Raw genomic sequence first — 13,871 nt, 5'->3', positions numbered from 1 at the left:
GCAAAGTACACCGACCGACCGTACCGAGCCGAACCTCAGCGAAGCTGGAACCATTGTGTAGCAACAAATCCAGCTTCACCAAACCGCACTGCCGCGACTCCGTACGTTCAGGGCTCGAGTCCCTGGCGGCCCACGGGCTTGGGCGCCCCCGCTCGCTCGTCCCTTCGGGACGGCTCGCCGGGGTGCCCGTCATTCCCCGCGCACGGCTTCGCCGTGCTCCCCAGCGGGGGAGCTGCGCTCCACCCGCGCCCCCCTCAAGACCCGCCGCCACGCCGCCCTGTCGCGTGGCGGCGGTGCCCGGACAACGGGGTCGCTTATCCGATGGAGGACAGGGGGATGCCGAAGACGGTTCGTCTGCCGTTGTATTCGGTGAGCGTCCACATCCGCTTGCCCTGGGGCTGGTAGGTGAGGTCCTCCGGGCCGCCGAGGAGGACCTTGGTGTGCCGGTTCGAGGTTCCGACGGTGGCGCGGTGCAGCCAGTCGGGCCTGCGGCCGTACTCGCTGGTGCTCAGCACGAATCCGGGTGCGTCGCCGAACCGCGACCAGGAACGCGGCGTTGCTGACGGCGTTGAGCGGCTCGTTCCACAGGCCGGGCGCCGTCCGCTCGCAGTACGAGTCGACGTACACGCCACCGAGTCTGTCCGGCCCGTGTCACCACGAAGTGCCCGGCGGGCGAACCTTCGGTGCCGGCGAGGGCCGGCGAGGGCCGGCGAGGGCCGGCGAGGGGCGGGCGAAGGGCGGGCGAAGGGCGGGCGAAGGGCGGGCGAAGGGCGGGGCGTGTACGACGGCGGGAGTAGACGGGGTTACCGCGCTGGGTCGACGACCGGTGGCGCGGCGTGCGGCAGGGTGGGGGGATGAGGTTCACGCCGTGGTGGCGGAAGGCTGTGCAGGCGCTGCGTGTCGTCACGGCGGTGGGGTGGCTGGGCAGTGACGTGGTGCTGCTGGCGCTCGGGGCCGCGGGGCTGAGCGGGGTCGTGGACAAGGACGTGGCGTATCCGGCGATGGGCTTCGTCGGGGGCGCCATGTTCGTGCCGCTGTCGGTGGTGCTGGTCGTGTCGGCGGCGCTGGCGGCGTGCAAGCCGTGGGAAAGACGAACCGGCCGTGGGGTAAAGAGCGAATCGGGGCCGGTGGGGGTGGCGGGGGCCTAGGGTCGGGTCGACGGCGTCCATCGCGACCAAGGGAGTTTGTGATGACCTCTCGGCTCAATCCGTACCTGAGTTTCCGTGGCAACGCCCGCCAGGCGATGGAGTTCTACCAGAGCGTCTTCGGCGGGACGCTGCGGCTCAACACGTTCGGCGAGTTCAACCCCGAGGCCGGGCCGATCGCGGACCAGATCATGCACGGGCAGCTGGAGACCGCGAGCGGCTACACGATCATGGGGTCCGACACGCCGCCGGAGATGGCGCACAACCCAGGTGACCACATCACGGTCAGCCTCAGCGGTGACGATGCCGCGGAGCTGCGTGGGTACTGGGAGAAGCTGTCCGCGAGCGGGAAGGTGAGCGTCCCGCTGGAGAAGCAGATGTGGGGCGACGAGTTCGGCGCCTGCGTCGACCAGTTCGGCATCCCGTGGATGGTCAACATCGGCACGCAGGCGTAGCGACGCGGACAACTGAGCGGCGGGATTCGGGGTGCCGGATTCCGCCGCTTTTGCATGCCCGTGTACCGCAAACTCCGCGTCAGTTTGCTGCAAAGAACCGACAAGGCGACGACAGATCTGGCTGCAACGTTGCGTAAATATTTCGCAGGACCTTGTGGAGTGCGGGATGAGGGTCCTAATGTCACCTCACCCTCATCCTCATGGCGCCGCCCCGCCGTAGAGCGTCTCGGGCGTCCGCCCTCCTCCCGAGAGAATCGAGTCGTCGATGTCACGCAGCATTGGACCCTTACCGCGCTGGGCCGCGGCGGCGACAGCCGCGGCGGTCGGCGTCGGTGTCGTGGTCACCGGTGCCGGCCCGGCCGTCGCCGGAAACCCCGGAGCCGCACCGGCGGTGACCCGCGCCGCCATCGACCCGGCGTTGAGCGCGGGCCGCGGCGCCAGCGTCGCGTTCGTCGAGCAGGAGGCCGAGAAGGCCAAGACGAACGGCACCGTCATCGGGCCGGACCGCACGGCCTACACGCTGCCCGCCGAGGCGTCGGGCCGCAGCGCGGTGAAGCTGCTCCCCGGCCAGTACGTCGAGTTCACGCTGCCGAAGAGCGCCAACGCGATCAACGTGCGCTACAGCATCCCCGACGCGCCCAACGGCGGCGGCATCACCTCGCCGCTGGACGTGACGGTCAACGGCGGCAAGAAGACCACGATGACGCTCACGTCGCAGTACTCGTGGCTGTACAACCAGTACCCGTTCTCGAACGACCCGAACGCGGGCCTGCTGCACCCCGACTGGTGGATCACCGAGTGCGCCTGCGTGCCGGCCGCCACCACGCCCGCGCCGACGATCACCACCCCGTTCCGGCCGAACCACTTCTACGACGAGCAGCGGCTGCTGCTGGGCAAGACGTACAAGGCCGGCGACACGGTGCGGCTGACCGCGCCGAAGAACAGCGCCGCGTGGACGGTCATCGACCTGCTCGACTCCGAGCTCGTCGGTGCCCCGAAGATCAGCATCATCGCGGCGAACGTGCTGCTGTTCGGCGCGGACCCCACGGGCCGGCGTGACTCGGCCGACGCGATCGACAAGGCCATCGCGTTCGCCAAGAAGACGCACCTGAAGGTCTACATCCCGCCGGGCACGTACCAGGTGAACCGCCACATCCTCGTCGACGACGTCACGATCGAGGGCGCCGGCAACTGGTACACCATCATCAAGGGCAAAGAGGTCGCCCTGAGCACGCCGGCGCCGGACAACTCGATCCACACGGGTGTCGGGTTCTACGGCAAGTACGCCCAGGACGGCGGCAGCAAGAACGTCCACCTGTCCGGCTTCTCGATCATCGGTGACGTGCGCGAGCGCATCGACACCGACCAGGTCAACGGCATCGGCGGCGCGATGAGCGACTCGACGATCGACGGCCTGTACATCCAGCACACCAAGGTCGGCCTGTGGTTCGACGGCCCGATGTCCAACACGAAGATCACCAACAACGTGATCGTCGACCAGATCGCGGACGGCCTCAACTTCCACACCGGCGTCACCAACTCCAGCGTGTCCAACAACTTCGTCCGCAACTCCGGCGACGACGGCCTGGCCATGTGGTCGGAGAAGACGGCGAACGCGGGCAACACGTTCGACCACAACACGGTGCAGACCCCGGTCCTCGCCAACGGCATCGCGATCTACGGCGGCAAGGACACCACGGTGTCCAACAACCTCGTCGCGGACCCGATCCGTGAGGGCAGCGCGATCCACATCGGCTCCCGCTTCGGCGCGGAGGCGTTCACCGGCTACGTGAAGGTCACCGACAACACGACGGTCCGCGCCGGCACGTACGAGCTGAACTGGAACATCGGCCTCGGCGCCATCTGGTTCATGGCGCTCGACAAGAGCATCGACGCCGACATCCAGGTCACCGGGGACCACTTCCTCGACAACACCTACAACGCGATCATGATGGTCTCGGACTGGCCGGTGAAGGACCTCTACTCCATCAACGGCGTGAAGTTCAAGGACATCCGGGTCGACGGCACGGGCACCTCGGTGCTCAGCGCCCGGGTCGCCGGCTCCGCCTCGTTCGAGAACGTGGACGCCCGCAACGTCGGCGCCGTCGGCATCAACAACTGCGGCACGTTCCACTTCACCCCGGCCGGCTCCGAGTTCTCGGTCGTCGACAAGGGCGGCAACGACGGCGGCGGCACCACGGGCCCGTGGCTCGCGTCGTGGGAGCTGCCGAACACGATCACCTGCGACGACCGTCCGCCGGTCGTCGTGCCCCCGGCGCCTCAGCCGTGGTAACAGCACACCGGTAAGCCGGCAACAGCCGGGAAGGGCGGGCGCTTCGGGGGCGCCCGCCCTTCTCTGTTTCCGTTTCGCGGCGTCGGTACGGGCGGAGCCGGCCGCCCGGGTCAGCCCTGCATCACCGGTGGCTGCTGCAGGACGGGCGGGGGCGGCAGGAACAGCAGGCGGTCGTTGTACGCGGCGGTGTCGTCGGGGCTCACGCCGCAGCGCAGCGCCAGGTCCAGCATCGACACGAACGGCCCGCGGGCGGTGCGGTCCGCGATGACCCGGTGCGCCACCGCCGGGCGCATGCCCTTGATGGTGAGCAGCACGTGGTCGGGCACGGCGTTGACGTCGATGAGGCCGCCGTCGTTGTGCCGGCGGGGCAGGTCGGGCCGGCCGATCGCGAGCGCGAACCGGGCCACCGGGCTGGTGACCAGCAGCCGCCGGGCGCGCTCGCGCCGCTCGAGCGGGCCGCTGCGGCGGCGCCGCCACAGGTGCCGCAGGTGCTCGTTGATCAGCAGCACGTGGACGGGCGCGCCGAGCGAGACGCCGAAGACCGACAGCATCGCGACCGCCTCCGCCAGCGGTGGCTGCGACAGGTCGTCCTCGAGGTAGATCATCTCGACGGTCCAGTACGTCACCGCCACGGCGAAGTACCCGAGGGCGACGGCGAGCAGCGGGCGGCTGCGCCGGCGGGCACCGTGGTACAGGAACGGCACCCAGGCGAACGTGGACAGCGTGCAGGCGCTGAGGACGATGCCGACCAGCGTCTCGATCCAGGTGATCCACGGCTGCCGGTTGAACTCGTGGCCGAAGTACGGGTCGACCCCGACGGCGAAGGGCGGCCAGCGCCGCAGCCCCACCGGCGCCGCCACCAGCATCGGCATCGGGAACAGCATCGGCGGAGGGGGCGGCGGCCCGGGCGCGGCCAGGAACGGTGCGGGGCTGACCGAGGACTCCACCGGCGCCGGGCTGACCGGCTCCCACGACGCCGCGGAGATCGGCGCGGCGGAGGACGACGACGGTGCGGTGTGCGTCGGCGGTACCGGCGACGACGGCAGCGCCAGGGTGGGGTCGGAGCGCAGGATGCGCCGCTGGAGGTCCTGCAGCGGCTCGCCGGGCTCGATGCCGTGCTGGTCGTCCAGCAGCGACCGCAGCTCCCGGAAGGTCTGCAGCGCGTCCGTGGGGCGGCCGCTGCGGTACAGCGACAGCATGAGCAGCTGGCGGAGCCGCTCGTGCAGGGGGAACTCCTCGACGAGGGCGGTCAGATCGGCGACGAGCTCCCGGTGCTCGCCACGGCGGAGCCGGATCTCCGCGAGGGCCTCGGACGCCGACACGCGCCGCTCGCCGAGCCGCACCCGCACCGCCTCGAACGCCGGTCCGCCGAGACCCGCGAACGGCTCGCCCTTCCACAGCCGCAGCCCGGCCCGGAAGCCGTCGGCGGCGTCGTCGTCGCGGCCGGCGGCGTGCGCGGCGGTGGCCGCCTCGACGTGCGCCTCGAACTCGGTCACGTCGACGGCGGCCGGCTCGATCGCCAGCCGGTAGCCGCCCTCGTCGAACGTCAGCAGGCGCGACGGGGTCCGCGGCGACCGGTCCGGCTCCAGCAGGCGGCGCAGCGCGGCGACGTACTTCTGCAGGACGTTGGTCGCGTTCTCCGGAAGCGCGTTGTCAGGGAGGTCGTGCGGCCAGACGGCGTCGATGATCTGGGCGGGCGGCACGGGACGGCCGGGCTGCAGGAGCAGGACGCCGAGGACGGCGCGCTGCTTGGCGGGGCCGAGGTTGACCGGTCGCTCGCCGGCCCAGGCCCGCAGCGGGCCGAGGATCTCGAAGCGGAATCCGCCGTCCATCCAATCCCTCGTGCTGTGGTCCGGCAGAAAGCTGCTGGTCAGTGCCGCAGACGGTCGGACGGCAGCATACCGGCAGCGGCACGGCAGTGGGAACCGGCAGCATTTCGGCGGTCGGGACGGGTCGGCGACTCAGACGGGGGGTCGCCGTCCCGCTCGGACCTACTGGGCGGACGCCCGGGTCAGCCGGTCGCGGATCGCCAGCCAGTCGTCGCCGTGGGGCGGGTGCTGGGCCAGGATCGTCGCCACGCCGGCGTCGTCGAGGCGGTGCAGGGCGGCGTACAGGTCGGCGCCGTACTCGAGCGGGTCCGCGGACAGCAGCTCGACGTGCGCCCCCTCGACGGCCGCCGGCAGGTGCGTGAGGATGCCGACGGTCCCCGGGTCGGACCCTTCCGCCAGCGCCGCGGGGTCGTCGACGAGCCGGAGCCGGGCCCGCGGCGCGTAGTGCCGGTGCGCGAGGCCCGGTGACCGTACCTCCGGAGCGGCCTCGGCGGAGCCGGGCAGCTGCCCGGAGCTGCCGGAAGGGTGTGACAGCTGCCCGGAGCTGCCGGAAGGGCGTGACAGCTGCAGCGCGCCGACGACGTCGCGGATCGCCCGCAGGCTCAGCGCGCCCGGGCGCAGCAGCCGCGGCGGAGACACGGTCACGTCGACGACCGTGGACTCGATGCCGAGCCGGCACGCGCCGCCGTCCAGGACCAGCGGCACGTCCGGCAGGCTGCGGATCACGTGCTCCGCGGTCGTCGGCGAGATGCTCTCGGACCGGTTCGCGCTCGGCGCCGCCAGGGGCAGCCCGCACTCGCGCAGCAGGGCCAGCGCGACCGGGTGGGCCGGGACCCGGATCGCGATGGTGGGCGGCCCGCCGTTCGCCGGCAGGTGGTGCGCGCGCTCCACGACGAGGCTGAGCGGCCCGGGCCAGAACCGCTCGGCGAGCAGGCGCGCCGCCGGAGGCCACTCGTGCGCGAGGGCCTCGGCCTCCGCGGTCGTCGCGACGTGCACGATGAGCGGGTTCCACGAGGGGCGGTGCTTCAGCCGGTACACCTCGGCGACGGCCCGGGCGGAGAACGCGTGCGCGCCGAGCCCGTAGACCGTCTCGGTCGGGAACGCGCAGACGGACTCCTGCCGCAGCAGCTCGGCGGCGCGGCGCAGCCCGGCCGCGTCGGCGGCGACCACCTGGTTCATGCCCGCAACACTAGAGGGTCGCGCAGCCGCACCCCGTTGAGCATCGCCGCCGGTCCGCCCCCGAACGAGGTGAGCCTGCGCTGCACGAAGCCGGGCAGCCGCGGCAGCACGCGCAGCGCCTGGGCCATCGTCCAGACCTGCAGCTCGCTGCGCGGGATCAGGGTGCCGAGGACCGAGGGGCCGATCGTGCGGCTGGCCGCGACCGCGCCGGCCATGGCTTGCTCGTACGCCGCGAACCCCGGCACATGGTCGTCGCCGGCCGCCGCCAGCTCGGAGGCGAGGACATACGCGCCGACGATCGCGAGGCTGCTGCCGCCGCCGACCGCGGGGCCGGGCCCGTAGCCCGCGTCGCCCGCCAGCGTGATCCGCCCCCGGGACCAGGACGGCAGCCGGATCTGGCTGATCGAGTCGAGGTAGAAGTCGTCGGCGGCGTCCAGGTGCTCCAGCAGGCGCGGCACCTCCCAGCCGAGGCCGGCGCAGACGTCGCGCAGCAGCCGCCGCTGCGCGGCCGGGTCGCGGGGCGCGGGCTCCGCGGCGCGGAACAGGACCACCACCCTGGCGCGGCCGGGGATCTTCGTCGGGTAGAGCGCGACCGCCTTGTCGACGCTGTTGTACCCGAGGACCCGCCCGTCGAGCCCGACGAGGTCCGGGACGCTGAACACGGCCAGGCAGCCGCCGAGGAAGTGGCTGTGCCCCTCCTCCGGGCCGAACACCAGCCGCCGCACCCCGGAGTGCATCCCGTCGGCGCCGACGACCAGGTCGAAGCCGCCGGACGTGCCGTCGGAGAAGGCCGCGTGGACGCCCCCGTCGCGCTCCACCAGCTCCGTGATGCTGGTGCCGAAGGTGTACGAGACGTGCTCCCGCGTCGCCTCGAACAGGATCCGGGCGAGGTCGCCCCGCATGATCTCGACGTGCCGGTCGGAGACGCCGGCCAGGAGCTGCGATCCGTCGATCGAGACGTCGGGCCGGCCGGGCCGGATCAGGGTCATCGTGTCCGCGGTGGTGCGGGCGGCCTCGACCTGCGGCAGCAGCCCCATCCGGGCGACGACCTCGACGGCCGGGCCGAGCAGGTCGACCGCGTGGCCGCCGTCGCCGAGCCGCGGCCGCGGGGTCCGCTCGACGACGGTGACCCGGTGCCCGTTGCGGTGCAGCCAGTACGCGAGGACGGGCCCGGCGACGCTCGCGCCGGAGATGAGCACGTGCATGGCTCCCCCTACGATCGTTTACTTACCGATAGGTAAAGGTAATCACTTACCTTCCGGTAAGTAAAGTAGGATGTGACGCGTGCCAAGGGTGAAGACCACAGCGACCGCCGACCGCATCCGCGCCGTCGCGATCGAGCTGATCGCGGAGAAGGGCGTCGCCCAGGCGAGCCTGCGCGAGATCGCGGAGCGCGTCGGCATCAGCAAGCCCGCGCTCTACTACCACTTCGGGTCGCGCGAGGAGCTCGTCCGCAGCCTGTTCCAGCCTCTGGTCGACGAGGTGTCCGCGCTGCTCGACGACATCGAGTCCGGCCGCTGGCCGGGCGACACCACCGACCGCCGCGCCGTGCTCGGCGCCTACTTCGACGTCACGTACCGCCACCGCAACATCACCAAGCTGGTCATGCAGGACCCGAGCGTGCTAGCCGACCTCAACCTGGCGGCCGAGGTGACCGACTGGGGCCGCCGCCTCACCACCCTGCTCTTCGGCCCGGCCCCGACCCTCGCCCAGCGGACCCGGGCGATCGTCGCGGTCGGCGGCCTCAGCGACTGCACGGCGATGCTCACCGACGTCCCCGAGCCCGACCTCAAGACCGCCGTCCTAGACGCCGTCTGCGCCACCCTCGGCTAGCCACCCGTGCTGCCTCCGGTCACCTGCCGCGCCGGGACGAGCGTCGACATGGTGGCCTGGCCGTCTCAGATCGGCTGCCATGCGACTCTGGGGCGCCCGTCCGCATGGCCTCCGCGGTCCCGGGGCTGGGTGCCCGTGTGGCCTCGGGTCAGGCGCTCGCGCGGCCCGCAAGTCGGGCGGGCGCTGAGCCTCGGGTCGGCTGCCGTGCGGCCTCAGGTCAGACATCTGTCCAGCCGTGAGTCAGCTGTCGTGCCGCTCTAGGACGTCCGCATGGCCTCGGGTCAGGCGCCCTCGTGGCTCGCAACGTCGGGCGTCCGCGCTGCGCCTCTGGTTGGGTGCACGGCGGTAGCCTGCGGGTTGAGCGTCCGTGCTGTGCCTCGGGTCAGGCGGGCGCGTGGTCGCCGGGGCGGGCGTCCGCGCTGTGGCCCGAGTCGGCGAGGCGGGTCAGCCACTCGTCGAGCAGGGCACGCTCGGCGCCGGTCAGGGCCGTGACCCCTGGCAGCGCTGCCCGTAGCGCCCCCGCGGCACCCGCCAGGCTGGCATCGCCGCCGCCGCCGCCGTCGCTGCCGTCGCCCGCTCGTTCGGCCGTGACGGCCGCGATGATCGACTCGCGGGCGAGGGCCGACAGCGCCGGGTCGCGCGCCTCCGGCGGCAGCGCGATCAGCGTCAGCGTCATGCCGCATCCCGCCGCGTGGATCAGGTGCGCGGCCCGCTTCTCGCTCACCCGCAGCCGGCCGGCCGCCGCGATCCGCTTCACCTGCCCCGCCAGCACCTCGGCCGCCGCACGCGCCGCGGGCGACTCGACGCCGGGCCGGGGCTCGCCGTAGATCAGCGTGTAGACGGCGGGGTGCTCCAGTCCGAACGCGACGTGCAGATCCCACCCCCTCCTCAGATCCTCCACAGGATCCCCCGTCTCCGGCAGCCCCATCTTGCCACCCAGGTACGACACAAAACCGTGGCTCGCGACGGCGTCCAGCAGGCCCTGCTTGTCGCCGAAAAGCCGGTAGATGGTCGGGGCCTGCACGCCGGCCGCGGCGCTGACCGCGCGCGTCGAGATCGCCTCGCGGCCACCCTCGTTCAGCAGGGCCGCGGCGGCTTCGACGATCTTTTCGCGGGTAATGGTCACGGTAACAACGCTAACACTTGCGTGTTATCGAGTGAATGATAACGTGAAGTTGTTAGCAGTGATAACAAGGAGGTCGTCATGGACAGGGTTGCCGTCGTCACCGGAGGGTCGCGCGGGATCGGGCGGGCTGTCGCGCTGCGGCTGGCGCAGGACGGGCAGGCCGTCGTCGTCGCCTACGGGCACGCGCCCGCCGCCGCGGACAGCGTCGTCGCCGAGATCACCGACAAGGGTGGGCGGGCGCTGGCGGTACAGGCGGACGTCGCGGACGAGAGCGCCGTCGCCGCCCTGTTCGACACGGCGGAGCGGCAGCTCGGCGGCGTGGACGTGGTCGTCAACGCGGCCGGGATCATGGTCCTGACGCCGCTGGCCGAGCTCGACCTCGACGACCTGGACCGCGTGCACCGCACCAACATCCGCGGCACGTTCGTCGTCGGCCGGGAGGCCGCCCGCCGGGTGCGCCGCGGCGGCGCGATCATCAACTTCTCGACGTCGATCACGCGGCTGTCGCTGCCGACCTACGCCGCGTACGCCGCGAGCAAGGCCGCCGTCGAGGCGATCAGCCCCATCCTCGCCAAGGAGCTGCGCGGCCGCGACATCACCGTCAACGCCGTCGCGCCCGGGCCGACCGCCACCGACCTGTTCCTCGACGGCAAGGACGACGCCACGGTCGAGCGCATGGCGAAAATGAACCCGATGGAGCGACTCGGCACCCCCGAGGACATCGCCGAGGTCGTGTCTTCCCTGGCAGGACCCGCCCGGTGGGTCAACGGCCAGACGATCTACGTCAACGGCGGGGCCGCCTGACCGCGCGGCGGCACCCGTAAACACGCAGTGTCGTCGGACTCTTGTCTCATCGCCGGCAGACGACACCTGCGACGGGGATGTACCGTGTCGGGCACGAGGACGAATTCAAGTTGTCACGACGCCCGGGCGCGGCACTGCCACCGCCTCCCGGAGCGCGGGAAACGGGGAGCCGACATGGGACGTGGACGGGCCAAGGCCAAGCAGACGCGGATCGCCCGGGAGCTGAAGTACTTCACCCCGCCGACCGACCTCACCGCCCTCCAGCACGAGCTCGCCGGTGCACCCACCCCGGAGCACGACGACGCCGACCAGGGCGACTACTACTACACCCCGGACCGCGACGACCGCACGTCGCGCTAGCGGCCACGCAAAGCGCGGCGCGACGCAAAAGCGCAGCGCAGAGCTAGCCCACCGCGGCGGCCACGATCCGCCGGAAGGGGTCGGGGGCCGACAGCATCGGGAAGTGGTCCGCCCGGGGGATGACCGTGAGGGTCGCCCCGGGCGTCCGCGACGCGATCCGCTCGGCCCACAGCTGGGTGGCGGCGAAGTCGTGGCCACCCACGACGACGCTGACCGGCGTGGTGATCTCGTGGAGGCGGTGCTTCACCGGCGGGTCGAGCTCGGTGCCGAGCGACTCCGGCAGCCGGATCCAGTAGGCGTTCGCGACCTGCAGCCCGACCATCAGGCGCCGGTCGGGCTCGTCGAGGGCGGCGCCCCACGCGCCGATGTCGCGGGCGGCGTAGGCATGGATGTCGGCCTCACCGATGATGCCGGCGAAGTGCTCCCGCATGACCGCGTACGCCGCGGACTCCGCGGGGCTCGGGTCGGGGAAGTCGCCGAACGCGCCGCCGGCCGCCACCACGTGCCGCACCCGTTGCGGGTACCGGTGGGCGAAGGCGAGCGCGCGGCGAGCCCCGTCGGACACGCCGACCAGTACCGCGGCATCCACGGCGAACGCGTCGAGCACGGCGGCGATGTCGTCCAGCTCGCTGTAGGGCCTCGTGGCGTGCGACGACAGGCCCATGTCGCGGTGGTCGAAGGTGATGACCCGGGCGAACCCGGCCAGCCACGGGACCGTCGAGTCCCACATCCGCAGATCCGCGGCGCCGGCGTTGAGCAGGACCACGTCCGGGCCTTCGCCGCGGATCTGCGCGTGGAGATAACCGTCTTCGACGTCGATGAACACCCGGGAAGCTTAGACGTCGATGGACGCCCGGGAAGCTTAGAAGACCCGCAGCTCGTAGATCCGGGTGGCGACCTCGGTCGTCTGGGTGGGTGTCACGACGTTGAGCCGCACGTACCGGCCGGAGACGCCGCTGACGGGGTGGCTGGTGTTCGCCGCGGTGTTGGCGGTGACGTTCACGACCTGCGTCCAGGTGGTGCCGTCGTTGGACACCGAGATCGTGAACGCCTTCGTGTTCATGCTCGCGGCCTCGCCGCCGGCCTGCGCGTGCGCCAGCTCGAAGCGGCTCAGCGAGCGCGTCGAGCCCAGGTCGACCTGCAGCCACGCGCCGGCGCCCGACGAGCAGAACTTGTCGGAGTTGCCGCCGCTGACGCTGCCGTTGACGGCCTTCTCCGGCCCCTCCGACGCCGTGCACGGCGTGCTGCCGGTCGCGGGCCGGCCCTGCGCGACGTTGACCCCGGCGCCGACCGGCGCCCCGACCACCACGTTGTCGAACGCCGCGGCCGCGTTGAACACCCGCACCCCGTCGCTGCCGGACGCGAACGTGCCGTCCGTGACGCTGATCCGCGGGTTGGTCATGTCGTCCACGTACACCTTGATCGACGACCCGATCGCGGTGACCCGCAGGTGGTAGCTGGTGCCGGCGGTGACGGTCAGGTTCGCGGTGCCCAGCTGGGTCCAGTTGTTGGCGGCGCGGCCGAGCACCACCCGCCCGGCGGGGCTGATGCCGGCGTAGTAGCCGTTGTAGCTGTCGGTGCCGGTGGCCGCGTTGCTGACCCGGAACGTCAGGCCCGCGTCGCCGCCGCCGGACGTGACGGTCACGTCGGCGTCGTAGGAGAAGTCGCCGAAGTTGGTGTCCAGCTGCGCCTTGCCGCCGAGCGAGCTGCCGGCCTGATACCTGCCGCCGGAGACCGAGAACGCGCCGCCGTACGTCTTCCAGCCCAGCGCGTTGCCGTCGGCGAAGTTGTCCTTCACCCGCATGGTGACCCGCTGGATGGTGCCGTCGGCGTTGAACGTCATCCGGTCGTAGGCGAGCTGCCGGTGGTTGCCGTCGGTCTCGCTCAATGGCCGGCGGTGGTAGAGGATGTACCAGGTGTCGGTGCCCGGCACGTTGATCACCGAGTTGTGCCCGGACCCGCGGGCGACGGCGGCGTCCTGGGTGAGGACCCTGTCCAGCTTGGTGAACGGGCCGGTCGGCGAGTTCGCGATCGCGTAGGACACCGAGTAGTCCGGGCCGGTCCAGCCGCCCTCGGACCACATCAGGTAGTACTTGCCGTTGCGCTTGAACATCTGCGGGCCCTCGGTGTACCCCGACGGCGTGATCTCCTTGAACGTGCTGCCGTCGCTGAACGTGCCGAGGCTGGTCATGTCGGCGTTGAGCCTGGCGACGTTCGCGTGGCCCCAGCCGCCGTAGTAGATGTACGCCTGGCCGTCGTCGTCGATGAACACGTCCTGGTCGATCGGCTGCGCGCCGTTGTAGAACTGCCCGATCAGCGGCCGGCCGATCGCGTCCCGGTAGGGCCCGGCCGGGTTGTCGGCCACGGCGACGCCGATCCCGCCGAGTTGCGAGTTGTTCTGGATGTCGTTGGCGCCGAAGTACAGGTAGTACCTGCCGTTGCGCTGGATCGGGGCGGGCGCCCACATCGCCTGCGTGGCCCACGACACGTTGGCCTTGGTGAGCACGTTGGGGTGCCTGGTCCAGTTGACCAGGTCGGTGGAGGAGAACGCGTCGAGGTAGGTCTGCTCCCCGTACGACTTCGACGTCGTCGGGTACACCCAGAACGTGTTGTCGTACACCGCGACGTCAGGGTCGGCGTACCACCCGTCGACGATCGGGTTGCCCGCCTCGGCGGTCGTGTAGTCGGGGATCGCGGCGGCGGCCGCGACGGGCGCGAGCGCGCTGCCGAGCAGGGCGGCGGCGGTCAGGGCGGCAAGGCGTTTGGCTGCGGTGAACATCGGTGGCGGCTCCGACGGTGACGCGCTGGCGGGCGCGGACGGCGTGGCGGTTCCCACATGTTCGGTAA

General features: G+C 71.6%; 12 protein-coding genes and 1 pseudogene. 6 read left to right on the top strand and 7 right to left on the bottom strand.

The genetic code is table 11. The features are described from left to right. Nucleotides 1-314: 314 nt before the first annotated feature. Nucleotides 315-515 carry a hypothetical protein gene (locus AB0J72_RS00675; RefSeq protein WP_363392853.1) on the bottom strand — a complete coding sequence of 67 codons (201 nt, stop codon included), beginning with the start codon at nucleotides 513-515 and terminating at the stop codon, nucleotides 315-317. Between the two features lie 339 nt (nucleotides 516-854). Here AB0J72_RS00675 and AB0J72_RS00670 point away from each other — a divergent pair, with 339 nt between their 5' ends. The 3 genes from AB0J72_RS00670 to AB0J72_RS00660 all read left to right on the top strand — a co-directional run bounded on the left by AB0J72_RS00670 (nucleotide 855) and on the right by AB0J72_RS00660 (nucleotide 3,893). Continuing rightward, nucleotides 855-1,148 carry a hypothetical protein gene (locus AB0J72_RS00670; RefSeq protein ID WP_363392850.1) on the top strand — a complete coding sequence of 98 codons (294 nt, stop codon included), beginning with the start codon at nucleotides 855-857 and terminating at the stop codon, nucleotides 1,146-1,148. A 41-nt stretch (nucleotides 1,149-1,189) separates the two neighbouring features. After that, nucleotides 1,190-1,600: a VOC family protein gene (locus tag AB0J72_RS00665; protein ID WP_344501149.1), complete on the top strand. Its 411-nt coding sequence runs from the start codon at nucleotides 1,190-1,192 to the stop codon at nucleotides 1,598-1,600. A gap of 265 nt (nucleotides 1,601-1,865) precedes the next feature. Next, nucleotides 1,866-3,893, top strand: coding sequence for a glycosyl hydrolase family 28-related protein (locus AB0J72_RS00660; protein WP_363392847.1), 2,028 nt, complete (start codon nucleotides 1,866-1,868; stop codon nucleotides 3,891-3,893). Nucleotides 3,894-4,003: 110 nt separating this feature from the next. On the opposite strand, the gene AB0J72_RS00655 is transcribed toward AB0J72_RS00660, so the two are convergent. The 3 genes from AB0J72_RS00655 to AB0J72_RS00645 form a co-directional block, all read right to left on the bottom strand. Further along, a complete protein-coding gene (locus AB0J72_RS00655; RefSeq protein WP_363392844.1) occupies nucleotides 4,004-5,725 on the bottom strand; it encodes a BTAD domain-containing putative transcriptional regulator in 1,722 nt (573 codons plus the stop codon). Between the two features lie 159 nt (nucleotides 5,726-5,884). Then, nucleotides 5,885-6,901 carry an L-threonylcarbamoyladenylate synthase gene (locus AB0J72_RS00650; RefSeq protein ID WP_363392841.1) on the bottom strand — a complete coding sequence of 339 codons (1,017 nt, stop codon included), beginning with the start codon at nucleotides 6,899-6,901 and terminating at the stop codon, nucleotides 5,885-5,887. Next, nucleotides 6,898-8,106, bottom strand: a complete 1,209-nt coding sequence (locus AB0J72_RS00645; RefSeq protein ID WP_363392838.1) for an FAD-dependent monooxygenase — start codon at nucleotides 8,104-8,106, stop codon at nucleotides 6,898-6,900. The genes AB0J72_RS00650 and AB0J72_RS00645 overlap by 4 nt, the downstream gene beginning before the upstream one ends. A 79-nt stretch (nucleotides 8,107-8,185) precedes the next feature. Between AB0J72_RS00645 and AB0J72_RS00640 the strand changes: the two genes are divergently transcribed. Then, the gene (locus AB0J72_RS00640; protein WP_363392836.1) at nucleotides 8,186-8,734 is read left to right on the top strand and encodes a TetR/AcrR family transcriptional regulator; all 549 of its coding nucleotides are present in this window, start codon (nucleotides 8,186-8,188) and stop codon (nucleotides 8,732-8,734) included. A gap of 382 nt (nucleotides 8,735-9,116) precedes the next feature. On the opposite strand, the gene AB0J72_RS00635 is transcribed toward AB0J72_RS00640, so the two are convergent. Continuing rightward, nucleotides 9,117-9,860 carry a TetR/AcrR family transcriptional regulator gene (locus tag AB0J72_RS00635; RefSeq protein ID WP_363392833.1) on the bottom strand — a complete coding sequence of 248 codons (744 nt, stop codon included), beginning with the start codon at nucleotides 9,858-9,860 and terminating at the stop codon, nucleotides 9,117-9,119. A 78-nt stretch (nucleotides 9,861-9,938) separates the two neighbouring features. On the opposite strand from AB0J72_RS00635, the gene AB0J72_RS00630 reads away from it, so the two are divergent. Next, nucleotides 9,939-10,664 (top strand): SDR family oxidoreductase, encoded by a 726-nt coding sequence (locus tag AB0J72_RS00630; protein ID WP_363392830.1) that lies wholly within the window; start codon nucleotides 9,939-9,941, stop codon nucleotides 10,662-10,664. Nucleotides 10,665-10,838: 174 nt separating this feature from the next. Beyond that, nucleotides 10,839-11,024: a DUF3073 domain-containing protein gene (locus AB0J72_RS00625; RefSeq protein WP_344501158.1), complete on the top strand. Its 186-nt coding sequence runs from the start codon at nucleotides 10,839-10,841 to the stop codon at nucleotides 11,022-11,024. Nucleotides 11,025-11,067: 43 nt separating this feature from the next. Here the strand turns inward: AB0J72_RS00625 and AB0J72_RS00620 are convergent, their stop codons facing one another. Both AB0J72_RS00620 and AB0J72_RS00615 read right to left on the bottom strand, forming a co-directional pair. After that, nucleotides 11,068-11,850, bottom strand: a complete 783-nt coding sequence (locus AB0J72_RS00620) for an alpha/beta hydrolase (protein WP_363392826.1) — start codon at nucleotides 11,848-11,850, stop codon at nucleotides 11,068-11,070. Nucleotides 11,851-11,886: 36 nt separating this feature from the next. Then, nucleotides 11,887-13,677: pseudogene (locus tag AB0J72_RS00615) on the bottom strand (family 43 glycosylhydrolase); the annotation flags it as partial. Nucleotides 13,678-13,871 lie beyond the last annotated feature (194 nt).

Source organism: Dactylosporangium sp. NPDC049742 (assembly GCF_040674675.1).
Lineage (GTDB): Bacteria > Actinomycetota > Actinomycetes > Mycobacteriales > Micromonosporaceae > Dactylosporangium > Dactylosporangium maewongense.
This window is presented reverse-complemented; position numbering and strand designations above follow the sequence as displayed.